Here is a 24,024-nt window from a genome sequence, read left to right on the forward strand (position 1 = left end):
CGCTCTCCTCAGTACGCCAGCGCGCGGTCGACGGCATCGAGCACCCGGTCCAGGTTCGGCAGGTACTCGTCCTCCAGCCGGGCCGGTGGGTACGGCGCGTGGAAACCGCCCACCCGCAGTACCGGTGCTTCAAGATGGTAGAAGCACCGCTCGGTGATGCGGGCGGCGATCTCCGCTCCGGTGCCGAGGAAGACCGGGGCCTCGTGGACGAGCACGAGACGCCCCGTCTTCTCGACGGAGCGCTGCACCGTGTCGAAGTCGATGGGCGACATCGAACGCAGGTCCACGACCTCCAGCGAGTTGCCCTCCTCCTCGGCGGCGGCCGCCGCCTCCAGGCAGACCTTCACCATCGGGCCGTAAGCGGCGACGGTCACCGCACTGCCCTGACGGGCCACCTGCGCGGAGTGCAGCGGCGCCGGAATGGCGGACGGGTCGACCTCGCCCTTGTCCCAGTAGCGCCGCTTCGGCTCGAAGAAGATCACCGGGTCGTCGCTCTCGATGGCCTGCTGCATCATCCAGTAGGCGTCCGAGGCGTTCGAGGGCGAGACGCACTTGAGCCCCGCCACATGCGCGAACAGCGCTTCCGGCGATTCGCTGTGGTGCTCCACCGCACCGATGCCGCCGCCGTAGGGGATACGGATGACGACCGGCAGCTTGATCTTGCCCAGGGCCCGCGCGTGCATCTTGGCGAGCTGGGTGACGATCTGGTCGTAGGCGGGGAAGACGAAACCGTCGAACTGGATCTCGACCACGGGACGGTACCCGCGCAGCGCGAGCCCGATCGCGGTGCCGACGATGCCGGACTCGGCCAGCGGAGTGTCGATGACCCGGTCCTCGCCGAAGTCCTTCTGGAGCCCGTCGGTGACCCGGAAGACCCCGCCGAGCTTGCCGACGTCCTCGCCCATGACGAGGACCTTGGGGTCGTTCTCCAGCGCCGTGCGCAGCGAGGAGTTGATCGCCTTGGCGACGGGAAGCTTCTGGGCGGCCGCGGGGGCCGTGCCGGTGGCAGCCATCAGCGGCCCTCCTGGGAATCCGAGTCGGCGAACGAGGCGAGATACGAGGCGAACTGGGCGCGCTCCTCGTCGACCAGCGCATGTCCGTCCGCGTAGGCGTTCTCGAAGATCGCCATGGTGTCGGGGTCGGGCATGGTGCGGATCGCCTCCCGCACATGCCGCCCCATGGCCTCGCTCTCCTCCTCCACACCGGCGAAGAAGGCGTCGTCGGCCAGGCCCGCGCTCTCCAGGTAGACCCGCAGCCGCTGGATCGGGTCCTTGGCCTCCCACGCGGTGCGCTCCTCGTCGGAACGGTAGCGCGTGGGGTCGTCGGACGTGGTGTGGGCGCCCATCCGGTAGGTGAACGCCTCGATCAGCATCGGGCCCTCACCCGTGCGGGCGCGTTCCACGGCGGCCTTGGTCACCGCGAGGCAGGCCAGCACGTCGTTGCCGTCCACCCGCACCCCGGGGAAGCCGAAGCCCTGGGCCCGCTGGTAGATCGGCACCCGCGACTGGCGCTCGGTGGGCTCCGAGATCGCCCACTGGTTGTTCTGACAGAAGAAGACCACCGGCGCGTTGTAGACCGCGGAGAACGTGAACGCCTCGGCGACGTCGCCCTGGCTGGAGGCGCCGTCACCGAAGTAGGCGATCACCGCCGAGTCGGCGCCGTCCTTGGCCACACCCATCGCGTACCCGGTCGCGTGCAGCACCTGGGAGCCGATGACGATCGTGTAGAGGTGGAAGTTGTTGGTGTTCGGGTCCCAGCCGCCGTTGTTCACCCCGCGGAACATGCCCAGCAGCATCGTCGGATCCACGTCGCGGCACCAGGCGACACCGTGCTCACGGTAGGTGGGGAAGACGTAGTCGTCCGGGCGCAGCGCGCGGCCGGAGCCGATCTGCGCGGCCTCCTGGCCCAGCAGCGAGGCCCACAGTCCCAGCTCGCCCTGCCGCTGCAGCGCCGTGGCCTCGGCGTCGAACCGCCGGGTCAGCACCATGTCGCGGTAGAGGCCCTGGATCTCCTCGGCACTCAGATCGACGTCGTAGTCCGGATGGGTGACCCGCTCGCCCTCGGGAGTCAGGAGCTGGACCAGTTCGGGCTCCGGCTGCCCGGGGGCGTCGCCGGACACCCGGGTGCGGGCCTTCGCCGGGGCCTTGGCCTCGGCGGGGGCCTTCGCGGGGGCCTTGGCCTTGGCAGAGCCCTTCGCGGCGCTCTTGGCGGGGGCCTTCCGGGTGGTCTTCCCAGCGCTCTTGGTGCTGCCGGTGCTCTTGGCGGGCGGCTTGCGGGACGTCTTCGCCGCCGCCTTGCGGGGCGTGCCCGAAGCGGTCGCGCCCTCGGGGACCTCGGCCGTCCCGTTCCCGGCGGCCTTGCCGTTCCCGGCGGACCTGCCGGTGGCGGCCTGGGTGGCGCGCTTTCCTCCGGTGCCGCTGCGGCGCGCGTCGCTCCGCGCGGCAGTGCTCTCCACGGTCACGTGTGCTCCTCCGTCTGTCCGGCCGCCGGGATTGCCGGTGACCTGGGGCTCCCCCACCCACTGGCGGGGGGAGGCTCGCCCGGTCCCGTGCGGCGCACGGGGTGGGAGCGTCGCGGTCGGCACCGGGCGGTGACTGCTGTCCCGGTCGCGGCCACGCTGTCCCGACCCCGGCCGGGACACCCCAGCCATGGCTGGCATCTCCATAGACGCACGAGGCGGCCCTGACCTGCAACTTTGCTCGGATATCCAAGTAAGAACGAGGAACCCCGAGCAATTGTGCGAAGAATCGGGACATCACTGGTCACGGCTTCGCGAGCCGCGGACCTCCGCACGGTAACCCGGGGTATGGGAGCCCGGGAAGAGTGGAGAGCCGATCAATATGTGAGACTGAGAAAATGCCCGAAAGTGGACGAACACGGGTATACCTGGTCGACGATCATGAGATCGTCCGCCGAGGCGTGCGCGACATGCTCACGGCCGATCCCGGCCTCGAGATCGCCGGAGAGGCCGGTACAGCGGCCGACGCGATCACCGGGATCGCCGCCGCCCGGCCCGACGTGGCCATCCTCGACGTACGGCTCCCGGACGGCAGCGGCATCGAGGTCTGCCGCGAGGTGCGCTCCCGCGACGAGAGCGTGCGCTGCCTGATGCTCACCTCCTACGCCGACGACGAAGCACTGCTCGCCTCCGTGGTGGCCGGCGCCTCCGGCTACGTACTGAAAGGGCTGACCGGCGGCGAACTGGTACACGCCGTGCACCAGGTCGCGGCAGGCGACTCGCTGCTCGACCCGGCCGACACCCGGCGAGTCCTGGACCGGCTGCGCGACCGGGGCACCGACAGCGCCCGGGACGAGCGGCTGGGCGCACTCTCCGCCCAGGAGCGCACGATCCTGGGCCTGATCGGGGAGGGGCTGACCAACCGGGCCATCGGGGAACGGCTCCACCTCGCCGAGAAGACGGTGAAGAACTATGTCTCCGGGCTGCTGGGGAAATTGGGCATGGAGCGGCGGTCTCAGGCCGCCGCGTACATTGCGCGGATCCGCGCGGCCCACGATGACTGAGCCGCGCCCCCTTGCGGGGGTGCCGTCTCCTTTTGCTGGGTGCCCCCGTCCGTTGTTCGCCTCGGTGCGGCGCCGTTGTCGGGGGCTTCGCCCCCGAGCCCCCGTTGTCCTCGCCGGACGGGCGTTGGGGCGGCTCCGCCCCCCAACAGCCCCCCGCTAGTGGGCTCCGCCCCCTAGGACCCCCAGCCGCACCCACGCAAACCCTTACGGACCTTGCTCCGGGCCTTTCCTTCGGTCCGTCCGGTGCGGGAAGAGTCCTGATGCCGTCCCTCACAGCACAAGAGCGCTCCCGCAGCCGAAAGGCCCCCGGCGGTTGCCGGATACGGGAGGGGGAGGGAGAAGTGTTGGTGCCTGGGGGTTTCTAAGGGGGCGGAGCCCCCTTAGCGGGGGGCCGTTGGGGGGCAGCGCCCCCCCGACACGACCGCTCGGCGGCAGCCGAAAACGCCAGGGGCGTGCCCCCACGAAGCCAGGCCACCCGCGGAGGGGAACGGACCCCGCGAAGACGCCCCCCGCGAAGGGAGTCGCGAAGGGAGTCGTGTCAGTCGCAGAATGCGGTTTGTACGGCTGGGTAGTGGCGGGTCCACCACACGACCAGCGCGGCCGCCGCCGGAAACTGCGGATCGGTCCGCACATCGCACAACTGGTAGCGCCAGCGCAGCATCCAGAAGTCGTTGAGCCGCTCCCACCACACCCGGTGCACGGCGGCGGCCAACTCCGCGCGGGAGGCCCCCGCGGCCCCCCGGTAGGCGCGGGCGAAGGCGCGCACCTTCCGCAGGTCGAGGGTGCCGCCGGGGCGCAGGAAGAAGATGGCCGCCCCGCGGACTGCCTCCTCGGCCCGCGGGTGCACCCCCAGCCGGTCCCAGTCCAGGATCGCCACCGGGCGGGGAGTGCGGCCCGGGGGCGCATAGAGCAGGTTGAGCGGATGGAAGTCCCCGTGCACCCAGCCGGTGAACCGGTCCGGGACGGCGCCGGGCCGCGCATCCGCGTGCTGGCGCAGAAGCTCGCGGCGCTCGGTGAGCCGGTGCTCGGCCAGCTCGTCGAAACTGTCCCGGTTGCGGCGGCTGCGGACGCGTTCCAGCAGTGCGCCGATCATGTCGTACGTCGCGGCCGGGTCGGCGCTCTCATGGCCGGTGCTCGGCGCCTCCGGCAGCGCCCGGGCCAGCCGGACGTGGACCCGCCCCAGCAGGGCGCCGAGCTGCCGGGACTGCCCCGCGGTCAGTTCGCTGCCGTGCCGGTGGGTGCCCTCGATCCACGGATGCAGTGCGAAGCAGCGCCCCTCGGCGACGGTGGCGGTCCCGCCGCCGGAGCCCGGCACCACCGGTACGACCGGCAGCCCCAGCTCGCCCAGCCGGTCCGTGGCACGGTGCTGGCGCTCGATCCGGCCGAGCGAGCCCGGTCCGTCGAGATGGTGCTTGAGGAAGTAGCCGCCGCGGGTCGTCGTCAGGCGGTAGCCCCGGTTGAGCAGTCCGTGCGAGACCGGTGTGCACGAAAGGGGCTCCCCGACACCGTCGTACTGCCGCAGCAGAGAGTGGAGCGTGCCCTCCGTGAGGGCGGGGGAAGACGGCTGCACGGCCGCATCGTAGGGCCACTCGGGGGCCGCGCGCCGCCTCGTCAACCCGCGGTGGACGAACCGTCAAACGAGTGCTGACCAGCGGGAGGGCCGCGCCCCGGCTCGGGACCCGGGCCTCCCGCTCGGTTCCGCCGGCCCTACTGCTCGGCCCCGCTGTCGGTACCGGTGTCGCCGGCGCCGGCGCTGCCGCCGTCGTTGGCCCCGCCACCGCCGTCCGCGTCCCCGGTGGGCGGCGACTGGCTCTTGGTCGGATTGCCGCCGCTGCCGCCGTTACCGGAACCGCCGCCGTTGCCGCTGTCCGTCTGGCTCGGGTCACCGGTCTCGGAAGGCTGCGACTCGCTCGGCTGCGTGTTGCTCGGGTACGACTCGGAGGGCCGGTCGGTCGGGGTCCAGTCGCCGTTGCCCTCGTTGGTGCCCGGCTGCTCCTCCTCGGTCTCCGTCGGAGTGGACGAGGGCTTCTTGGAGGGCTTGTCGGTCTCCGACTGGGACGTGCTCGGGTTCGGCTTGTCCTGCTTGTTGTCCTTGGCGTCGTCCCCGTTGAGGGCGAAGAAGATCCCGCCCGCTATGGCGATCACCGCGAGGAAGGCGACCAGCGCGTACCGGACGCCCTTGCCGCCCCCTCCGCCCCGGCCACCGCGCCGGGGCCCGCCGTCGAAGCCGCCGTCGTCCTCCCGGTTGCCCGCCAGCAGCGGAGCACCCATCTGGGAGGTGTCGGAGTGCGAGGGGTACGGCCGGGTGCCCGCTCCCGCAGCGCCCATCACCTGGGTGGCGGCCCCCTGGTTCGCCGTCGGACCGGTGTTCCACAGTCCGCCGGTGTGGCTGCCCTGCTCGTTCAGCATCTGCAGCGCGTACTGCGTCAGCCCGCGCATCTCCTCGGCGGACTGGAATCGGTCGTCCGGCTCCTTGGCCAGCGCCCGCATCACCAGGCCGTCCAGCTCCGGCGGGACGCTGTCCGAGACCTGCGAGGGCAGCACCGGATCGTCCTGGACGTGCTGGTAGACCACCGACAGCGGGGTCTCTCCGGTGAACGGAGGCCGCCGGGTCAGCAACTCGTACAGCAGGCAGCCGGTGGCGTAGAGGTCGGAACGGGTGTCGACGGTCTTGCCGAGCGCCTGCTCGGGGGAGAGGTACTGCGGGGTGCCCATCACCATGCCGGTCTGGGTCATGGTGTTGGAGGCGCCGTGCAGGGCACGGGCGATGCCGAAGTCCATCACCTTGACCGCGCCGCCCCGCGTGATGATCACGTTCGCGGGCTTGATGTCGCGGTGCACGATCCCGTGCTGGTGGCTGTAGGCCAGCGCCTCCAGCACCCCCGAGACGATGATCAGCGCCTGGTCCGGCGGCGGCGCGTCGGCGTTCAGCAGCAGATCGCGGATGGTGCTGCCCTCGACCAGCTCCATCACGATGTACGGGGTGATGTTGCCGCCGATCAGCTCCTCGCCGGAGTCGTAGACGGCGACGACCGAGTGGTGGTTGAGGCCCGCGACCGACTGGGCCTCGCGCGTGAAGCGGGCCTTGGAGACGGGGTCCTCGGCGAGGTCGGAGCGCAGCAGCTTGACCGCGACCGTGCGGCCGAGCCGCACGTCCTCGGCGCCGAACACCTCGGCCATGCCGCCGCGGCCGAGGCGGTGCGTCAGGCGGTACCTGCCGTCACCCACCAGACCGTTGTTGCCCCACAACTCCGGCGAATCGGGCAGGGAGCCGCCGCCCGTCGCGTCGGGGTCCGAAGGGCCCCCAGCGGCTTGCGTCTGTGCCATGAGTCCTCGCCGTAGATTGGAATCCGCGGACTTTCACGCGGTGGACACTCCCCCCGAGGAGGCTACAGGCACGCGGGGGGTGCAATGGGTGGGACGGAGTACCGAAGCCAACGAGCGGTCATCCAACAAGCTCGGAAGCGCCCCCGCAAGTCGGTCTCGGAATCACCTCGGACCGCCCCGCACACACCCTGTCCGCGCCTGCTGAGAGGCACCCTCTAGGCTCGTGGAACCGTTCGGGGCGGCGCTCGCGAAGGGCTTATGCGCATTCGGTCACGGAACGGGCAACCAACTTGACGTGACCGAACCCCCGGGCAAACTTGGGCCAGTATCAGGGTCAAGGATCACTCAACGTACCTGCACGGGGGCAGCGCCGCCGAGGGGGAAGCAGTCAGATGAGCGACGACGGCGCACAGGCGGCCGGCAACTACTTGGGCCGCATGGTCGGCGGGGGGCGCTTCCAGCTCCGTTCACTGCTCGGCGCCGGTGGGATGGCCTCCGTATATCTCGCCTACGACTCCGTGCTCGACCGGCAGGTCGCCGTCAAGACCCTGCACACCGAGCTCGGCCGGGAGCAGTCCTTCCGCGAGCGCTTCCGCCGCGAGGCGCAGTCGGTCGCCAAACTGACGCACACCAACATCGTCTCGGTCTTCGACTCCGGCGAGGACGAGATCGACGGCGCGCTGGTGCCCTACATCGTCATGGAGTACGTCGAGGGCAAGCCGCTGCGCACGGTCCTGGACGAGGACATCGCGCAGTACGGCGCGATGCCCGCCGAGAAGGCGCTGAAGATCACCGGCGATGTGCTGGCGGCCCTCGAGGTCAGCCACGAGATGGGCCTCGTGCACCGGGACATCAAGCCCGGCAACGTGATGCTCACCAAGCGCGGTGTGGTCAAGGTCATGGACTTCGGCATCGCCCGCGCCATGCAATCCGGTGTGACGTCCATGACACAGACCGGCATGGTCGTCGGCACCCCGCAGTACCTCTCCCCCGAGCAGGCCCTCGGCCGCGGGGTGGACGCCCGCTCCGACCTGTACTCGGTCGGCATCATGCTCTTCGAGCTGCTCACCGGGCGGCTGCCCTTCGACGCGGACTCGCCGCTGGCCATCGCCTACGCGCACGTCCAGGAGGAGCCGCCCACGCCCTCCTCCATCAACCAGTCCATCCCCCCGGCCGTGGACGCGCTGGTCGCCCGGACCCTGAAGAAGAACCCCAACGAGCGCTTCCCCTCCGCCGAGGCCATGCACGACGAGGCCAACCGGATCGGCGGCTCCGGGGTCGCCTCCGGCGCCTCGCCGATCATCATCAGCGGCGGGCCGCCCGCCAACAGCGGTGCGGGGGTCGGACAGGCCGTCTTCCCGCCGGTCGACGCGAGCTCCCAGCCCCAGCAGGGCGGCGTGCAGACGCCCTACCAGCCGCAGGGACAGCCGGGGCAGCAGCCGGGGCCGTACAACAGCGGGGGCTTCGGGCCCTCCACCCCCCCGCCCCCCACCCAGACCTCCCCCGCGCCCGGCTACGGATACCCGCAGTCGTCCTACGGCAGCGGCGGCCCCGCCACCCCTCCGCCCTACACGATCAACGCCACCGGCTCCGGCCCGGGCAACGGCGGCTCGGGCAAGAAGCCGTCGGCCGGCGCCATGGCCGGGTACGGTCTGGCCGGCGTCGCCGTCATCGTCGCCCTGGTCTTCGTGATCATCGCCCTCACCGACAGCGGCGGGGGCGACCCCGATCCCAAGCCCACCGCCAAGCCGAGGTCCACCCAGAGCGCCGACCCCGCGGGCAGCTCCGGGGACAGCGGCGACGACGGCGGCTCGGACTCCGGCGGCTACAAGGGGCCGGACCCCAGCCGCACCATCGACTCCACCCGGTGCACCGACGCCACGAAGTCCTACAGCGACAAGAGCAAGGTCATGGTCCCCGAGCTGACCTACAAGGACCTCACCTCGGTCAAGGCGTGCCTGCGCGCCGCCGGGTGGAAGCTCGGCGAGGTGACCACCGAGGACGAGAACGTCTGGGGCAAGAACACCGTCCTGGAGCAGACCCCGGACTACCTCGACGACTTCGACCCGGACAAGGACAAGATCGACCTGACCGTCTCCACGGGCCAGCCCGCGGACTGAGGTCCGTCCGAAAGCCGTCCGAAGGGCCGTGGCCGCACGGCGGCTGCGCTTCACGGTCCCCGGGCCGCAGTCCGCACGGACTCGCCGCCTCCCCGTGCCCCCCGGGTGCCCGCACCCGGGGGGCACGCTCGTCAGTCCTCCGCCATCCGCCGCACCTCCACCACGCGGAACCGGCCCGAGACGAAGTCTCCGTCGCACAGTGTGCAGTTGGCCGCCGGATTGCCCCCGGAGCCGTGGAAGTCGCTGAAGGCGGCCGTCTGGTTGACGTAGACGCCCCCCGTGAGATTGAGCGAGAGCTGCGCGGGCTCGTCGAAGCACACCTCCTCCAACTGCCGCGCCACCTCGGAGGAGGTGGTGTATCCCGCGACCGTCATGGCGCCCTTGGACCGGAGCGTGTTGCGCAGTAGCTCCAGCGCGTCCTCCGTGGAGCCGACCGCCACCGCGAAGGAGACCGGGCCGAAGCACTCGTCCTGGTACGCGCCCTCGGACTCGGGCTCGGTGGCGTCCAGCTTGACGATCGCGGGAGTGCGCACCGTGGCGTCGGGGAACTCCGGGTTCTGCACCGTACGGGAGGCCAGGGCCACCTCGCCCAGCGAAGGCGCCGCCTCCAGCCGCGCCCGCACCTGCTCGTTGACCAGGGCGCCCAGCAGCGCGTTGGCCCGCGCGTCGTCGCCGAGCAGCTTGTCCACCGCGGCGGCCAGATCGGCCACCACCTCGTCATAGCCCCTGGGCCCGGACTCGGTGGTGATGCCGGCCGCCGGGATCAGCAGATTCTGCGGCGTGGTGCACATCTGGCCGCTGTAGAGCGACAGCGAGAAGGCGAGATTGGCGAGCATGCCCTGGTAGTCGTCGGTGGAGTCGATGACGACCGTGTTGACACCGGCCTTCTCCGTGTGGACCCGCGCCTGGCGGGCGTGGGACTCCAGCCACTCGCCGAAGGCCGAGCCTCCGGTGTAGTCGATCACCCGGATCTCGGGCCGGACGGCCAGGTCCTTGGCGATGCCGTCGCCCTCCGCCTCGGCCGCCAGCGCCACCAGATCGGCGTCGAACCCCGCCTCCGCGAGGACCTCGCGGGCGATCCGCACCGTCAACGCGAGCGGGAGCACGGCCCGCGGATGCGGCTTGACCAGCACGGCGTTCCCGGTGGCGAGCGAGGCGAAGAACCCGGGGAAGCCGTTCCAGGTGGGGAAGGTGTTGCAGCCGATCAGCAGCGCGACGCCGCGCCCGGCGGGGGTGAACTCCTTGGTGACCCGCAGCGGATCGCGCTTGCCCTGCGGCTTCTCCCAGCTGACCCGCGCCGGGGTGCGCACCTGCTCCGCGTAGGCGTAGGCCACCGCCTCCATACCGCGGTCCTGCGCGTGCGGCCCGCCCGCCTGGAAGGCCATCATGAACGCCTGGCCGCTGGTGTGCATCACAGCCTGCGCGAACTCGGGGGTGCGGGCGCTGATCCGCGCCAGGATCTCCAGGCACACCGCGGCGCGCACCTCGGCCCCGGCCTTCCGCCAGGCGGGCAGCCCGCCGCGCATGACCGGCAGCAGGGCGTCGACGGCTCCCTCGTCCATGCGCGGGTAGGAGATACCCAGCTCGGGCCCGTACGGCGACACCTCGGTGGCCACCCATTCGCCGGAGACCGGCTGGCCGGGCAGCTCGAAGCGGCTGCCGCACAGCGCGTCGAAGGCCGCCTTGCCCTGCTCGGCCGCGCCCTCGCCGTACGCCTTCGGATGCTCGGGGTGCGGGGTCCAGAACTCCCTGCCCGCGATGGCTTCCAGCGCGCGGTCCAGGGTGGGGCGGTGGGTGTCGACGAGCTGGGCAGTGGTCGTTCCGATACCGGTGGTCACGCAGGACCAACTCCTCGCTGAGCTGGGACGGAATGCGGGTGGGCACGGCGTTGCCGGAGCCGCTCACCTGGTAGATACTGCTACCGAACGATCGGTCGGTGCAAGGGGGCCCGGGAAGCTGTGGAAAACTCCGCTCGGCACCACGCGCGGGGCCCGGCGCCGCGGTCCGCACGGGCCGCCTCCCGGCGCCCGGCGGCACCGGGGGACGGCCCGGCTAGCATCGGCCGCATGCCCACGGTCAAGCGCGACACCTACACGCCCGACTCGCTGCTCTCCGTCGCCGTGCGGGTGTTCAACGAGCGGGGCTACGACGGCACCTCGATGGAGCACCTGTCCCAGGCGGCCGGGATCTCCAAGTCGTCGATCTACCACCACGTACGCGGCAAGGAAGAGCTGCTGCGCAGGGGGATAAGCCGGGCGCTCGACGAGCTGTTCGCGGTCCTGGAGGAGCCCCGGGCACGCGAGGGGCGGGCGGTGGAGCGGCTGGAGCACGTCACCCGCCGCACGGTCGAGGTGCTGCTGGCCGAGCTGCCGTACGTGACGCTGCTGCTGCGGGTGCGCGGGAACACCGAGACGGAGGTCTGGGCGATGTCCCGGCGCCGCGAGTTCGACCAGCGGGTGGCCGAGCTGGTCAAGCAGGCGGCTGCGGACGGGGATCTGCGCTCCGACGTCGACGCCCGGCTCGCGACCCGGCTGCTGTTCGGCATGATCAACTCGATTGCCGAGTGGTACCGCCCGGAACGCGCGGCGCACCCCGGCGGACCGGGCGGCCCGGCGCCCGAGGCAGGCGGCGCCGGCACCAGCAGTGCCGAGGTGGCCGAGGCCGTCGTGCGCACCGCCTTCGCCGGCCTGCGCACCGGCTGAGAGCCCGCGGGGCTACGGGCCCGGGCTACGGGCCCGACTCCAGGTCGGTCTCCTCGAAGACCAGCAGCGTGCGGGTGCTCAGCACCTCCGGCATGGACTGGATACGGGTCAGCACCAGGTCCCGCAGGGCCCGGTTGTCCGGGGTGTGCACCAGCAGCAGCACGTCGAAGTCCCCGCTGACCAGCGCAATGTGGGCCGCGCCCGGCAGCTCCCGGAGCTTCTCGCGGACGCTGCGCCAGGAGTCCTGGACGATCTTGAGGGTGATGTAGGCCGAGGCCCCGTGGCCCGCGCGCTCCTGGTCGACCCGGGCACTGAAGCCGCGGATCACACCGTCGTCGATCAGCCGGTTGATGCGCGCGTACGCGTTGGCGCGCGAGACGTGCACCCGCTCGGCGACCGACCGCACGGACGCCCGGCCGTCCGCGCGCAGCAGCCGCAGGATGTCCCGGTCGACGGAGTCCAGCGGCCGGGCGGGAAGCCGGTGCCCGGCAGGCGGGTCCGTTTCCCCGGAGCCGTTGGCCATCTGTTCACCCCGCACGGTCCTTCGCCTCCCCCGCATGGACACTCTGCGGACATCGAACGGTTTTGCGGGCCAGTTGTCCACAGGCAGAGGCCACCCGTAGCCAAAATGTGCCGTCGACCGAACAATCGGTAGGGGTGGCCCACTCGGTCACCGGCCCGGCCTGCCGGTGGTACGGCCATCGGCAGGCCGGCGCGCCAGAAGGCCGGCGCGCGCCGGGCACACCCGCAGCCCGCACGCGCCGCAGCCCGCCCCACGAGGAGGTGCTCGTCATGACGGTCCTAGAGCAGCCAGGAACCTACGCCCCCGCCCCTCCCCCCTCGTGGCGCCCCCGCACCGAGGCCGCGCCGCTCCTGCCGGAGGCCGAGCCGTACCGCGTTCTGGGCACCCGGACGGCGGAACGTGAGGGCGGGGAGCAGACCGGTCCGGACGCGGGCCTGCTGCGTCGGCTGTACGCCGCCGTCGTGCAGGGGCGCCGGTTCAACGAGCAGGCCACCGCGCTGACCCGGCAGGGCAGACTGGCGGTCTATCCCTCCTCGCGGGGGCAGGAGGCGTGCCAGGTCGCCGCGGCGCTGGCGCTGCGTGCGGAGGACTGGCTCTTCCCCAGCTACCGCGACACCCTCGCCGCGGTGGCGCGCGGTCTGGACCCGGTCGAGGTGCTGTCGCTGCTGCGCGGCGACTGGCACCACGGCTACGACTCGCCCGGCACCCGGGTCGCTCCGCTGTGCACCCCGCTGGCCACCCAGCTTCCGCACGCGGTCGGGCTGGCGCACGCCGCCCGGCTGAAGGGGGACCAGGTGGCGGCGCTCGCGCTGGTCGGCGACGGCGGCACCAGCGAGGGCGACTTCCACGAGGCGCTCAACTTCGCCGCCGTCTGGCAGGCACCCGCCGTCTTCCTGGTGCAGAACAACGGCTTCGCGATCTCCGTACCGCTGGCCAAGCAGACCGCGGCGCCCTCGCTGGCCCACAAGGCGGTCGGCTACGGCGTACCGGGGCGGCTGGTGGACGGCAACGACGCGGTCGCGGTGCACGAGGTGCTGACCGAGGCGCTGGACCGCGCCCGGTCGGGCGGCGGCCCCACCCTCGTCGAGGCGGTCACCTACCGGCTGGAGGCGCACACCAACGCCGACGACGCGACCCGCTACCGCGCCGACGGCGAGGTCGAGGCGTGGCGGGCGCACGACCCGGTGACGCTCCTGGAGCGCGAGCTGCGCGACCGCGGGCTGCTGGACGAGGAGACCGTGCGGGAGGCCGAGGAGGCGGCCGAGCGGCAGGCGGCGGAGCTGCGCGAGCGGATGCACCAGGATCCGCAGCCGGACCCGATGGAGCTGTTCGCGCACGTCTACGCGGAACCGACACCGCAACTGCGCGAGCAGGCGGCGCAGTTGCGGGCCGAACTGGCCGCGGAGCACGAGGCGGCCGCCGCCGCACGACCCGCCGGGAACCCGGCCGCGGGGGAGGAGACCCGATGAGCACCGCGGTACGGCAGCCCACCGCCGCACGCACCGACCGCAAGCCCGCCACCATGGGGCAGGCGCTGCGCCGTGCCCTGCGCGACGCGCTGGCCGACGACCCGGCGGTGCACGTCCTCGGCGAGGACGTCGGCACGCTCGGCGGCGTCTTCCGGGTGACGGACGGGCTGGCAGCGGAGTTCGGCGCCGACCGGTGCGCCGACACCCCGCTGGCGGAGGCGGGCATCCTCGGCACCGCGGTCGGGATGGCGATGTACGGGCTGCGGCCGGTGGTGGAGATGCAGTTCGACGCGTTCGCCTACCCCGGGTTCGAGCAGCTCGTCTCGCACGTCTCCCGGATGCGCAACCGCACCCGCGGCAGGCTGCCCATGCCGATGACGGTGCGCATCCCCTACGGCGGCGGGATCGGCGGGGTGGAGCACCACAGCGACTCCTCCGAGGCGTACTACCTGGCCACACCAGGGCTGCACGTCGTCACCCCGGCCACGGTCGCCGACTCCTACGGGCTGCTGCGGGCCGCCATCGCCTCCGACGACCCGGTGGTCTTCCTCGAACCGAAGCGGCTGTACTGGTCGAAGGCCGACTGGGACCCGGAGGAGCCGGATGCGGTGCCCGGCATCGGCAGGGCCGTCGTACGCCGCCGGGGCAGCTCCGCGACGCTGATCACCTACGGCCCGTCCGTACCGGTCTGCCTGGAGGCCGCCGAGGCGGCACGCGAGGACGGCGCGGAGGGCTGGGACCTGGAGGTGGTCGACCTGCGCACGCTGTCCCCGTTCGACGAGGAGACCGTCGCCGCCTCGGTGCGGCGCACCGGGCGGGCCGTCGTCGTGCACGAGTCCCCCGGCTTCGCCGGCCCGGGCGGTGAGATCGCGGCGCGGATCACCGAGCGCTGCTTCCACCACCTGGAGGCGCCGGTGCTGCGCGTCGCCGGGTTCGACATCCCCTATCCGCCGCCGATGCTGGAGCGGCACCACCTGCCGGGTGTCGACCGGGTGCTGGACGCCGTCGCGCGGCTCCAGTGGGAGAGCGGATTCACCAGCGGCGGCCGGGGCGGCGCCGAGGGCCGGGGCGGGGGTGCGCTCTGATGGGTGAGGTGCGCGAGTTCGCGCTGCCGGACCTGGGCGAGGGGCTGACGGAGGCGACGATCGTCCGCTGGCTGGTCCCGGTGGGCGACACCGTGCGGGTGGACGAGCCGGTCGTCGAGGTCGAGACGGCCAAGGCACTCGTGGAGGTCCCCTGCCCCTTCGCGGGCGTGGTCACCTCGCACGCGGCCGACGAGGGGGCCGAGGTGGCCGTGGGCGCGCCGCTGGTCACCGTCGCGGTGAGCCCGGACGACGGTGTCTCCCGCCCGGGCGGCGGCGGATCCGCGGGGGCGCCCGACGAGCGGGGCGGACCGGGCAGTGGGGCGGACCGGGCGGGCGAGGCGGAACACGTCGGCGGCTCGGGCAATGTGCTGGTCGGCTACGGGACGGCGCAGGCGCCCGCCCGGCGGCCCCGGGCAGCCCTGCGACTGTCCGGGCTGTCCGGACCGGCGGGTACGGGAGCGCCCGACGCGCATCCCGGCGGACCCGGGGCGGGGGCAGGGGAGGAGTCCCGGTCCGGAGCCGACCGGGGCGCCCCCGCCCGCGGTGCGGACCGCACGGCGCCGGAACACCCCGCCGGGGGCGGACCGGCCGCCGCCGGACCGGTCCCGGTGATCTCTCCGCTCGTCCGCCGCCTGGCCCGCGAACACGGCCTGGATCTGCGCGCGATGACGGGCAGCGGTCCGGACGGGCTCATCCTGCGCGCGGACGTGGAACGCGCGGTGCACGCCGCACCGCAGGTGCCTCCGCCGGAGACGCCCGCACCGGACGGCACCGGGCAGCCCGGCGGGCTCCGGGCCGCGGCTGCGCGGCGGGAGCGGCGCATTCCGCTGCGCGGCAGGCGCGGCACGGCGGCCGACCGGCTCGCGCGCAGCCGTGCGGAGATCCCGGACGCCAGTTGCTGGGTGGACGCCGACGCCACCGAACTGCTCGCCGCGCGCAAGGAGATGAACGCCGCGGCCGACAGCGTCCCGGCCGCGCCGCCGATCTCGCTGCTGGCCCTGCTGGGCCGGCTGTGCACCGCGGCGCTGGCGCGCTTCCCGGAGCTGAACTCGACGGTGGACACCGAGGCGCGCGAGATCGTCGTACTGCCCGAGGTGCATCTGGGGTTCGCCGCGCAGACGGACCGGGGTCTCGTCGTCCCGGTGGTGCGGGACGCGCACACACTGAGCGCCGAGCAGCTCACCGCGGAGCTGGCCCGGCTGACCGAGGCGGCCCGCGCCGGGACCCTCACCCCCGGCGAGCTGACCGGCGGCACGTTCACGCTGAACAACTACGGCGTGTTCGGTGTGGACGGCTCCACCCCGATCATCAACCACCCGGAGGCGGCGATGCTCGGCGTCGGCCGGATCGCCCGCAAGCCGTGGGTGGTCGGCGACGCGCTGGCCGTCCGCAGCGTCGTGCAGTTGTCCCTCACCTTCGACCACCGGGTGTGCGACGGCGGAACGGCGGGCGGCTTCCTGCGCCATGTCGCGGACTGCGTGGAGCGTCCGGCGAGGCTACTCCGTACGCTCTGAGGCGTGACGCAGGCCCCAGAACCCTCCTCCGCAGCCGAACCGCCCGACGGCCGGCACCCCGCGGCGGGCGGTGCCGGACGCGAACACCGCGCGCCGGACACCGCCGACCGCCCGTACACGGCCCTCGTCCTGGCGGGCGGCGGCGCGCGGCGGCTGGACGGGGCCGACAAACCCGCCGTCACGGTCGGCGGCCGCCCACTGCTCGACCGGGTGCTCACGGCGTGCGGCGACGCGGCGGCCACCGTGGTGGTCGGCCCGCGCCGTCCGACGTGCCGACCGGTGCTGTGGGCCCGCGAGGAGCCGCCCGGCGGCGGCCCGCTCGCGGCCCTGCAGGCCGGTCTGGACGCGCTGCGGGCGGGCCCGGACGGGCTGCGGACGCGCCCTGGGACGGCCACCGGCGCGGGCACGGGCACCGGCACCCGCACCCGCACCGGCACCGGCACCGGCACCGGCACCGGGCCGAGGGGAACCGGGCCGGAGAACGGGGCGGCCGGACGCGGACGGCCCGGCGGCCTCCCCTGGGGCGGCGGATCCGGTGAGGGGGATCCGGTGCTGGTCGTCTCCGCCGACCTGCCGTTCCTCTCGCCGGGTGCGGTGCGCACCCTGGTGTCCGTTCCGGATCGGGCCGAGGCCGCCGTCGCGTACGACGGCCGCGACCAACCGCTGCTGGCCGCCTACCGGGTGGACCCGCTGCGCCGCGAACTGGCCCTGTTGCGAACCGAGTACGGTTCCCTGACGGGACTGCCGTTGCGGATGGTGCTCCAAGGGCTGATGCTGCACCGGGTGACCGCGCCCTCCGTCACCGCCGCCGCCCTCGACTGCGACACCTGGGACGACATCGCCACAGCGAGGGCCCGCATCAGGGAGCATGAAACCGTGCTGGATGAATGGATCTCCGCGGTCAAGGCCGAGCTCGGCGTCGAGCTCGACATCGACACCTCAGCCCTGCTCGCTCTCGCCCGGGACGCGGCGCACGGCGTCGCGCGCCCCGCAGCACCGCTGACCACGTTCCTGGTGGGCTATGCAGCGGCGCAGGCGGGCAGTTCACCGCAGGACGTCGCGCGGGCGACGGAGGCGGCCGCCCGGCTCGCCCGGCGCTGGGCCGACGAGTCGGACGACGACGCACCCGCGGGGGACGGCCCCGGGAACACCCCGGGAACACCCGCAGCGGACAGCCCCGACAGCCCCTCCGAGCAGACAGACGGCCGATGAGCGACGCCGACGAACTCGACGAGGCCATCGCCCTCGCCAACAGCGGCCGGATCCGCCAGGATCCGCCCCCCGCACCGCGCCTCAAACGCATCCGGCGAATCCAGTGGAGCGCCGACGGCACCGAGGGCCCCGACGGCGTCGACGGCACCGAAGGCGGCGACGCCTCCGGCTCCGCCGAGAACCCCGGCGGGGCCCGGCATGCCGCGGGCGGAGCGGGCCGCGGAGCCGTCCCCGGCGGCGCGCACCCGCCCCAGGGTGCCGCGGACCGCGACGGGGTGCCCGGACGCGCCGGCCCCGCACCGTCCGGGCACTCCGGGAACGCCCCGGCCGACGGAACCCGGCAGCCGACGGGCACCGGCACCGGCACGGGCACCGCGGAAAGCACCGGCACCGCGGAAGGCACCGGCACCGCGGAAGGCACCGGCCAGGACCCGCACGGCCGGGGGCGCCCGCGGCAGCACCCGCAGAAGCGGAGCGAGGACGGTGCCGAGGCACAGGCACCGGCGGCCACCTGGTCCGAAGCCGTGGCGCTGGCGTCCTCGGCCGTCACCGCGCTCCCCCGCGAGACCGTCCCCCTGACGCACGCGCTGGGCCGCACGCTCGCCGCGCCGCTGCGGGCCCTCACCGACCTGCCGCCGTTCGACACGTCGGCGATGGACGGCTGGGCGGTGTCCGGCCCCGGCCCGTGGGAGCCCGCCCGCGCGGCGGACGGCACCGAGCGCCCCGGGCTGCTGGCGGGCGCCCGCGCGGAGCCTCCGCAGCTCGCCGACGGGGAGGCGGTGCGGATCGCTACCGGCGCCCGCGTCCCGTCCGGGACCAGTGCCGTGCTGCGCCGGGAGGCGGCCGAGCACACGGGCGCACGGGTGCGTACGGCGACTCCCCCGCAGCCCGGTACCGACATCCGCCCGCGCGGCCAGGAGTGCCGCAAGGGCGACGAGTTGCTGCCGACGGGCACGGCCGTCACCCCTGCCGTACTCGGCCTGGCCGCGGCAGCCGGGTACGACGACCTGGCGACCGTGCCCCGGCCGCGGGCCGAAGTGCTCGTCCTGGGCGACGAACTGCTGCACCGCGGCCTGCCCCGGGACGGCCGGATCCGGGACGCGCTCGGGCCGATGGTCGAGCCCTGGCTGACGGCCCTGGGGGCCGAGGTGACCGTCACCCGGCTGCTGGGCGACGACGCGGAAGCCCTGCACGAGGCGCTGGCCGGCTCGACGGCCGATGTGCTCGTCACCACCGGCAGCACGGCAGCCGGACCGCTGGACCACCTCCGGCCGACGCTGCTCCGCCTCGAAGCGCAGCTCCTGGTGCACGGGGTGCGCGTCCGCCCCGGGCATCCCATGCTGCTGGCCGTGCTCGCACCGGGGGACCGGCAGCGCGCGGGCGGACAGCCGCGCCACCGGTACCTGGTGGGACTGCCCGGCAATCCGCTGGCCGCGCTCTCCGGCCTCGTCACCCTGGCCGCGCCGCTGCTGCGGGCGCTGGCCGGGCGCACCGCACCCGCACCCCGGGAGGCCACCTTGGGCGCCGAGGTGTCCGGACACCCGCACGACACCCGACTCGTTCCCGTGCGCTGCGAAGGGTCGGGCCTCCGGGCGCGCATCCGGCCGCTGCGCTACGCCGGTCCGGCCATGCTCCGCGGCGTGGCCTCCTGCGACGCGCTGGCGGTGGTGCCGCCCGGCGGCGGCGCCCCCGGCACGGACGTGCCCGTTCTGGATCTGCCGTGGTGAGGCGGCCCCCGGAGGAGACCGGCGAGACCACCGAGCGGCTGGGTTCGGTACTGCTGCCGCGTCCGGACATCAGTCCGCAGCGGCAGGTCGCCCGCCGACTGCTCGCCGCGCTCGCCGTGCTGTGGGTGACGGTGCTGCTGGTCTACCTGGACCGGGGCGGCTACGTGGACAACTCCGACAGCGACGTGACGTTCCTGGACTGCCTGTACTACACCACCGTCACGCTCTCCACGACCGGCTACGGCGACATCACCCCCGCGTCCGACAGCGCGCGGCTCGTCAACATTCTCGTCATCACGCCGCTCCGCGTGCTGTTCCTGATCATCCTCATCGGCACCACCCTCGAGGCCCTGACGGACCGCACCCGGCAGCAGTGGCGCCTGAACCGCTGGAGGTCCGCGTTGCGCGACCACACCGTCGTCGTCGGATTCGGCACCAAGGGCCGCTCCGCCGTCCAGACCCTGCTGTCGACGGGGCTGGGCCGCAATCAGATCGTGGTCATCGATCCGCACGGGCACGCCGTCAAGACCGCCAACGCGGAGGGGTTCGCGGGGGTCGAGGGCGACGCCACCCGCAGCGAGGTGCTGATCCGGGCCGAGGTGCAGCGGGCCAAACAGATCGTGATCGCCCCGCAGCGGGACGACACCTCGGTGCTGGTGACGCTGACGGCCCGGCAGCTCAACCCGCGGATAAACATCGTCGCGGCGGTGCGGGAGGAGGAGAACGCCCCGCTGCTGCGGCAGTCGGGCGCGGACCAGGTGATCACCAGCGCCAGCGCGGCCGGCCGGCTGCTCGGCCTGGCGATGCTCAGCCCGAACGCCAGCTCGGTGATAGAGAACCTCATCCAGCAGGGCACCGGCCTCGATCTGAAGGAGCGCCCGGTCACCAAGGCGGAGGCGGGACGCTCCCCGCGCGACTGCCCGGACCTGGTCGTCTCCATCGTCCGGGGGCACCGGATACTCGCCTTCGACGACCCGGAGGCCGCGGAGTTGCAGCTCACCGACCGGTTGGTCGTCATCCACCGCGCCTCCCGGAAGGGCCCGGAAGCGGACATACCGCGCGGCGGCCTGCGGTAGCGGCACACCCCGCTCCTCATCCCTTCAGGTGACTGTGCGGCGCCCGGCGGACCGCCGCCGGGCGCAGGCGTGACGATGAGCCGATGGACCCGCCACCCACCTGTCCCAACTGCCCGGAGCGCCTGCTGTGGAAGGACACCCGTGAGACGGGGCCGGGCAAGGAGGACTCCTGGTTCTGGTTCTGCACCGGCTGCCATCAGGCGTACGTGCCCACCCCGGACCAGAAGCTCCGCTTCACCTACGCAGCCTGAGCAGCGGGTGGGTCGGGTGTGCAGGCCGCGCGCGGACGTGAACCCGCGGGCCGTAGGGGACGTCGGCCGGCGGACCGTACGCGGCGGGGCCGGTGGGGGCGCGGCTTGCGGGACGCCGGGGCCGCTTGGGCCGCCGGGGCCGCCGGGGCCGCCGGGGACATGGACGGCCGTGGACGGCCGTGGACCGGGACTGTCCGGGGCCGTCCCGGTGCCGGGAGGGTACGGGTAGCGTCGGCCGTATGCATGCGATCACGATTCCCGAACCCGGCGGCCCCGAGGCTCTGGTCTGGGCAGAGGTCCCGGACCCGGAGCCCGGGGAGGGCGAAGTCCTCGTCGATGTCGCGGCGAGCGCCGTCAACCGCGCGGACGTCCTGCAGCGCAAGGGCTTCTACGATCCGCCGCCCGGCGCCAGCCCCTACCCCGGCCTGGAGTGCGCGGGACGCATCGCGGCCCTCGGCCCCGGGGTGTCCGGCTGGTCGGTCGGCGACCAGGTGTGCGCACTGCTCGGTGGCGGCGGCTACGCGGAGCGGGTCGTGGTGCCGTCCGGGCAGCTCCTGCCGGTACCCGAAGGAGTCGACGTCACGGCGGCGGCCGGTCTGCCCGAGGTCACCTGCACGGTCTGGTCGAACGTCTTCATGGTGGCGCACCTGCGTCCGGGCGAGACCCTGCTGGTGCACGGCGGCTCCAGCGGCATCGGCACGATGGCCGTCCAGCTCGCCAAGTCGGTGGGCGCCCGGGTCGCCGTGACGGCGGGCACGGCGGAGAAGCTGCGGCGGTGCGCCGAGCTGGGCGCCGACATCCTGATCAACTACCGCGAACAGGACTTCGTCGAGGAACTGCGCGCGGCCACGGACGGCGCGGGCGCCGACGTGATCCTGGACAACATGGGCGCCAAATACCTCGACCGCAATGTGCAGGCCCTCGCGGTGAACGGCCGGCTGGCCGTCATCGGCATGCAGGGCGGCACCAAGGGAGAGCTGAATCTGGGCGCACTGCTGGCCAAGCGCGGCGCCGTGACGGCCACGTCGCTGCGGGCCCGCCCGGCGGCCGAGAAGGCGGCCATCGTGGCCGCCGTACGCGAACATGTGTGGCCGCTGCTGTCGGACGGCCGGGTGCGCCCCGTCGTGGACAGCACAGTGCCGATGCGCGAGGCCGCCCGCGCCCACCAGCTCCTGGACGAGAGCGGCCACGTCGGCAAGATCCTGCTGGTCACGGCGGACTGAGGAGCACACCCGTCCGACGGAGCCCCGCCCCACGCGCACGGGCGCGTGGGGCGGGGCCCGGACCCGGTACGTGGCGGCGGGGCGCCCGGCGGCAGGGCGCCCGGCGGTGAGGCGTGGAGCGGGGCACGGGATCGCCCCGCGCGGTCACCGTGCTCCCCGCCTCGTACGGCGCGATCCGGTACGGCGCGATCCGGTACGCCCCGGGTCCGGTCGGGGTCCGGTGCGAGTGCGGGTCCGGTCCGGGCGCGGGCGGGTCCGGTGCGGGTCCGGTGCGGTGCGATGGGCGCCGTCACCCGTTCCATCTGTCCGAAATGCCGATCTCATCCCTTCATGTGACGCTGGGACGGTCTGCGGACCATCCAGTTCGGAAGGGTCACGGTCGTGCGGCACACTCAGCGACGGAGCACCATGGTCACCTTGGTGACCTGCGCATTCCTGGCGCTCCCCGCGCCTGTCGCCGCCGCGGGGGAGGCGACAGGCGCGGGGCCCGGCGAGGACCGCACCGCGCCCGGGGCCGCCTCGGCCCCCGCCGCTCCCTTGCCCGGGGGCACGCCCAGCGGCCCCGCCCCCGATGCCACCGCCTCCGATGCCACCGCCCCCGGTGGCGCTCCGGGTGCGGCAGCCTCCGGTGCGGCACCCAGCCTGCTGCCGCCCGCCGCACCACCCCGCACCTGGGCGCCCCGGCCCCAGGCTCCCCGGATGCCGCGGCTGCCGGACCTGCCGAAGCTGCCCCGGTTCCCGCAGTCACCCGAACCCCCGCGCCTCCCCGGCGCGGAGCCCCCGGCCCCGCTGCCCGGTGCCCCCGGACAGCCCCCGGAGCTGTCCGGCGCGGCGTCCCGGTTCCCCGGACTCCCCGGCCGCCCGTCCGTCCGGACGCCCGCCGACAGGAGGGGGCACCCGGTGCGGTGGGACAACGGCGAGGCCGAAAGGCGCGTCGAAGGGAACATCGAAGGGAACGTCTCAGCTGACGGAGCCGAAGGGAACGGAAGGGACGAGCCGCAGCGCGCCGAAGAGGACGGGCAGGGGACGCAGGACGAGCGCGAGGCCCGGCAGCACGGCAGAGAGCAGCGGAAGAAGCCGCAGCCGCGGGAAGAGAAGAAGCCGCAGCCGCGGGAAGAGCAGCCCAGCGGAGAGCACACGGCGAAGCGGGACCAGCGCCGGCGGGACGCGGACAGGCAGCGCACGGCGCACCGGGAGCGGGACCCCAGGGAGCACCGGAAGGAAGAGCCGCCCGCGCACGGGGAGGGCGACCGGTGGCAGGGGCGGCAGCAGGAGCACCTGATCAACCCGCCGAACCACCGGGCCGCGCTGCGGCCTCCCGCCTCCTTCGGGAACGTCACCGCTCCCCGTCCGTCCGGCCAGGCCATCGGCAAGCACGACCTGTACGCGGCGGACAACTCGAGCCCCCAGGGCGGCGAGGAGCGGCGCGACCGGCTCGCCGCACAGCCGTCCGGGCAGGTGCTGCCCGTACTGCCGCTCGGCACCGGTCTGACGCTGATGGGGCTGGGACTCGCCTTCCTGGCCCTGCGAGTACGCCGTGGCCGCTGACCGGCCCGGTAGGACGCGGGGCGTTCCCGCCCTCGCTCGGCGTCGGTGTCCCCACGGATGCAGAATGGGGGCATGACACAGCCGAGCAACGAGAAGTCGCAGGAGAGCCCCCAGGTTCTGGTCGTGGGCCCGGACGGGATGGCTCTCGGCAGTCCCAGCCCCAAGGGCGGCGACGGCGAGGGCGATGAGCAGGCTGAGGTCCCTCTGACAGAGATGGTGGAACAGCCCGCGAAGGTCATGCGGATCGGCAGCATGATCAAGCAGCTTCTGGAAGAGGTGAAGGCGGCGCCGCTGGACGAGGCCAGCAGGGCGCGGCTCAAGGAGATCCACACCAGCTCGATCAAGGAGCTGGAGGACGGGCTCGCACCCGAGCTGATCGAGGAGCTGGAGCGGCTCTCCCTCCCGTTCACGGAGGAGTCCACCCCCACCGACGCCGAGCTGCGCATCGCGCAGGCTCAGTTGGTGGGCTGGCTGGAAGGGCTCTTCCACGGCATCCAGACCGCGCTGTTCGCCCAGCAGATGGCGGCGCGGGCGCAGTTGGAGCAGATGCGCCGGGCACTGCCGCCCGGTGTGCTGCCCGAGGAGGCCGCGGGACAGCCCAGCGAGGCGCAGCACCGCACGGGCGGCCCGTACCTGTAAAAACGACTGCAAGCGCGCCGACCGGGCCCGCACGGCTCACGGAGTCGAGGCCGACAGGGCCGGTTCCGCCTCGCGGGCCGGTCCGT

19 protein-coding genes are annotated in these 24,024 nt (G+C 73.6%); 13 read left to right on the forward strand and 6 right to left on the reverse strand.

From position 1 onward, the window contains the following. Nucleotides 1-8: 8 nt before the first annotated feature. Nucleotides 9-1,013 carry an alpha-ketoacid dehydrogenase subunit beta gene (locus BMX65_RS05530; protein ID WP_074999001.1) on the reverse strand — a complete coding sequence of 335 codons (1,005 nt, stop codon included), beginning with the start codon at nucleotides 1,011-1,013 and terminating at the stop codon, nucleotides 9-11. Next, nucleotides 1,013-2,461, reverse strand: a complete 1,449-nt coding sequence (pdhA, locus tag BMX65_RS05535) for a pyruvate dehydrogenase (acetyl-transferring) E1 component subunit alpha (RefSeq protein WP_074999002.1) — start codon at nucleotides 2,459-2,461, stop codon at nucleotides 1,013-1,015. The genes BMX65_RS05530 and pdhA (BMX65_RS05535) overlap by 1 nt, the downstream gene beginning before the upstream one ends. Nucleotides 2,462-2,856: 395 nt before the next feature. Between pdhA (BMX65_RS05535) and BMX65_RS05540 the strand changes: the two genes are divergently transcribed. Beyond that, on the forward strand, nucleotides 2,857-3,522 hold the full coding sequence (locus BMX65_RS05540; RefSeq protein ID WP_074999003.1) for a response regulator: 666 nt from the start codon (nucleotides 2,857-2,859) through the stop codon (nucleotides 3,520-3,522). A 538-nt stretch (nucleotides 3,523-4,060) separates the two neighbouring features. Here BMX65_RS05540 and BMX65_RS05545 read toward each other — a convergent pair. Both BMX65_RS05545 and BMX65_RS05550 read right to left on the reverse strand, forming a co-directional pair. Further along, nucleotides 4,061-5,092 (reverse strand): phosphotransferase enzyme family protein, encoded by a 1,032-nt coding sequence (locus BMX65_RS05545; RefSeq protein WP_074999004.1) that lies wholly within the window; start codon nucleotides 5,090-5,092, stop codon nucleotides 4,061-4,063. Between the two features lie 137 nt (nucleotides 5,093-5,229). Further along, the gene (locus tag BMX65_RS05550) at nucleotides 5,230-6,849 is read right to left on the reverse strand and encodes a protein kinase domain-containing protein (protein WP_074999005.1); all 1,620 of its coding nucleotides are present in this window, start codon (nucleotides 6,847-6,849) and stop codon (nucleotides 5,230-5,232) included. Between the two features lie 392 nt (nucleotides 6,850-7,241). Here BMX65_RS05550 and BMX65_RS05555 point away from each other — a divergent pair, with 392 nt between their 5' ends. After that, nucleotides 7,242-8,969, forward strand: a complete 1,728-nt coding sequence (locus BMX65_RS05555) for a protein kinase domain-containing protein (protein WP_074999006.1) — start codon at nucleotides 7,242-7,244, stop codon at nucleotides 8,967-8,969. Nucleotides 8,970-9,100: 131 nt separating this feature from the next. Here the strand turns inward: BMX65_RS05555 and paaN are convergent, their stop codons facing one another. Beyond that, nucleotides 9,101-10,807 (reverse strand): phenylacetic acid degradation protein PaaN, encoded by a 1,707-nt coding sequence (gene paaN / locus BMX65_RS05560; protein ID WP_177214196.1) that lies wholly within the window; start codon nucleotides 10,805-10,807, stop codon nucleotides 9,101-9,103. A 228-nt stretch (nucleotides 10,808-11,035) separates the two neighbouring features. Here paaN and BMX65_RS05565 point away from each other — a divergent pair, with 228 nt between their 5' ends. Next, nucleotides 11,036-11,671 carry a TetR/AcrR family transcriptional regulator gene (locus BMX65_RS05565; protein WP_074999007.1) on the forward strand — a complete coding sequence of 212 codons (636 nt, stop codon included), beginning with the start codon at nucleotides 11,036-11,038 and terminating at the stop codon, nucleotides 11,669-11,671. A 25-nt stretch (nucleotides 11,672-11,696) separates the two neighbouring features. On the opposite strand, the gene BMX65_RS05570 is transcribed toward BMX65_RS05565, so the two are convergent. Next, nucleotides 11,697-12,194, reverse strand: a complete 498-nt coding sequence (locus tag BMX65_RS05570; RefSeq protein WP_079171707.1) for an Lrp/AsnC family transcriptional regulator — start codon at nucleotides 12,192-12,194, stop codon at nucleotides 11,697-11,699. 269 nt (nucleotides 12,195-12,463) lie between these two features. On the opposite strand from BMX65_RS05570, the gene pdhA (BMX65_RS05575) reads away from it, so the two are divergent. The 10 genes from pdhA (BMX65_RS05575) to BMX65_RS05615 all read left to right on the forward strand — a co-directional run bounded on the left by pdhA (BMX65_RS05575) (nucleotide 12,464) and on the right by BMX65_RS05615 (nucleotide 23,938). Further along, complete coding sequence (gene pdhA / locus BMX65_RS05575) at nucleotides 12,464-13,663, forward strand: pyruvate dehydrogenase (acetyl-transferring) E1 component subunit alpha (protein ID WP_074999009.1); 1,200 nt, start codon at nucleotides 12,464-12,466, stop codon at nucleotides 13,661-13,663. After that, nucleotides 13,660-14,748, forward strand: coding sequence for an alpha-ketoacid dehydrogenase subunit beta (locus tag BMX65_RS05580; protein ID WP_074999010.1), 1,089 nt, complete (start codon nucleotides 13,660-13,662; stop codon nucleotides 14,746-14,748). The genes pdhA (BMX65_RS05575) and BMX65_RS05580 overlap by 4 nt, the downstream gene beginning before the upstream one ends. Further along, a complete protein-coding gene (locus BMX65_RS05585) occupies nucleotides 14,748-16,262 on the forward strand; it encodes a dihydrolipoamide acetyltransferase family protein (protein ID WP_074999011.1) in 1,515 nt (504 codons plus the stop codon). Before BMX65_RS05580 ends, BMX65_RS05585 begins: the two co-directional genes overlap by 1 nt. Nucleotides 16,263-16,265: 3 nt before the next feature. Next, complete coding sequence (locus BMX65_RS05590; RefSeq protein ID WP_074999012.1) at nucleotides 16,266-17,474, forward strand: DUF6457 domain-containing protein; 1,209 nt, start codon at nucleotides 16,266-16,268, stop codon at nucleotides 17,472-17,474. Then, complete coding sequence (locus tag BMX65_RS05595; RefSeq protein WP_074999013.1) at nucleotides 17,471-19,201, forward strand: molybdopterin molybdotransferase MoeA; 1,731 nt, start codon at nucleotides 17,471-17,473, stop codon at nucleotides 19,199-19,201. Before BMX65_RS05590 ends, BMX65_RS05595 begins: the two co-directional genes overlap by 4 nt. Then, on the forward strand, nucleotides 19,195-20,277 hold the full coding sequence (locus BMX65_RS05600) for a potassium channel family protein (RefSeq protein ID WP_074999014.1): 1,083 nt from the start codon (nucleotides 19,195-19,197) through the stop codon (nucleotides 20,275-20,277). Before BMX65_RS05595 ends, BMX65_RS05600 begins: the two co-directional genes overlap by 7 nt. An 83-nt stretch (nucleotides 20,278-20,360) precedes the next feature. Continuing rightward, nucleotides 20,361-20,528: a hypothetical protein gene (locus BMX65_RS32720; protein ID WP_019356801.1), complete on the forward strand. Its 168-nt coding sequence runs from the start codon at nucleotides 20,361-20,363 to the stop codon at nucleotides 20,526-20,528. 239 nt (nucleotides 20,529-20,767) lie between these two features. Beyond that, a complete protein-coding gene (locus BMX65_RS05605; protein ID WP_074999015.1) occupies nucleotides 20,768-21,751 on the forward strand; it encodes an NAD(P)H-quinone oxidoreductase in 984 nt (327 codons plus the stop codon). Nucleotides 21,752-22,159: 408 nt separating this feature from the next. Continuing rightward, entirely contained in the window at nucleotides 22,160-23,299 is a 1,140-nt protein-coding gene (locus BMX65_RS33910) for a hypothetical protein (protein ID WP_074999016.1), read from the forward strand. Between the two features lie 72 nt (nucleotides 23,300-23,371). After that, on the forward strand, nucleotides 23,372-23,938 hold the full coding sequence (locus BMX65_RS05615) for a bacterial proteasome activator family protein (RefSeq protein ID WP_074999017.1): 567 nt from the start codon (nucleotides 23,372-23,374) through the stop codon (nucleotides 23,936-23,938). The last annotated feature ends 86 nt before the right edge of the window (nucleotides 23,939-24,024 follow it).

Origin of the sequence: Streptomyces qinglanensis (assembly GCF_900111245.1) — a bacterium.
GTDB classification, from domain to species: Bacteria; Actinomycetota; Actinomycetes; order Streptomycetales; family Streptomycetaceae; genus Streptomyces; species Streptomyces qinglanensis.

What these genes read in the sequence shown, in the direction of transcription:
- BMX65_RS05555 (WP_074999006.1), top strand. Translation starts at nt 7,242, where the DNA reads ATGAGCGACGACGGCGCACAGGCGGCCGGCAACTACTTGGGCCGCATG.
- BMX65_RS32720 (WP_019356801.1), top strand. Translation starts at nt 20,361, where the DNA reads ATGGACCCGCCACCCACCTGTCCCAACTGCCCGGAGCGCCTGCTGTGG.
- BMX65_RS05585 (WP_074999011.1), top strand. Translation starts at nt 14,748, where the DNA reads ATGGGTGAGGTGCGCGAGTTCGCGCTGCCGGACCTGGGCGAGGGGCTG.
- BMX65_RS05605 (WP_074999015.1), top strand. Translation starts at nt 20,768, where the DNA reads ATGCATGCGATCACGATTCCCGAACCCGGCGGCCCCGAGGCTCTGGTC.
- BMX65_RS05615 (WP_074999017.1), top strand. Translation starts at nt 23,372, where the DNA reads ATGACACAGCCGAGCAACGAGAAGTCGCAGGAGAGCCCCCAGGTTCTG.
- BMX65_RS05580 (WP_074999010.1), top strand. Translation starts at nt 13,660, where the DNA reads ATGAGCACCGCGGTACGGCAGCCCACCGCCGCACGCACCGACCGCAAG.
- BMX65_RS33910 (WP_074999016.1), top strand. Translation starts at nt 22,160, where the DNA reads ATGGTCACCTTGGTGACCTGCGCATTCCTGGCGCTCCCCGCGCCTGTC.
- pdhA (WP_074999009.1), top strand. Translation starts at nt 12,464, where the DNA reads ATGACGGTCCTAGAGCAGCCAGGAACCTACGCCCCCGCCCCTCCCCCC.
- BMX65_RS05550 (WP_074999005.1), bottom strand. Translation starts at nt 6,849, where the DNA reads ATGGCACAGACGCAAGCCGCTGGGGGCCCTTCGGACCCCGACGCGACG.
- BMX65_RS05530 (WP_074999001.1), bottom strand. Translation starts at nt 1,013, where the DNA reads ATGGCTGCCACCGGCACGGCCCCCGCGGCCGCCCAGAAGCTTCCCGTC.
- BMX65_RS05540 (WP_074999003.1), top strand. Translation starts at nt 2,857, where the DNA reads ATGCCCGAAAGTGGACGAACACGGGTATACCTGGTCGACGATCATGAG.
- BMX65_RS05565 (WP_074999007.1), top strand. Translation starts at nt 11,036, where the DNA reads ATGCCCACGGTCAAGCGCGACACCTACACGCCCGACTCGCTGCTCTCC.
- BMX65_RS05595 (WP_074999013.1), top strand. Translation starts at nt 17,471, where the DNA reads ATGAGCGACGCCGACGAACTCGACGAGGCCATCGCCCTCGCCAACAGC.
- BMX65_RS05570 (WP_079171707.1), bottom strand. Translation starts at nt 12,194, where the DNA reads ATGGCCAACGGCTCCGGGGAAACGGACCCGCCTGCCGGGCACCGGCTT.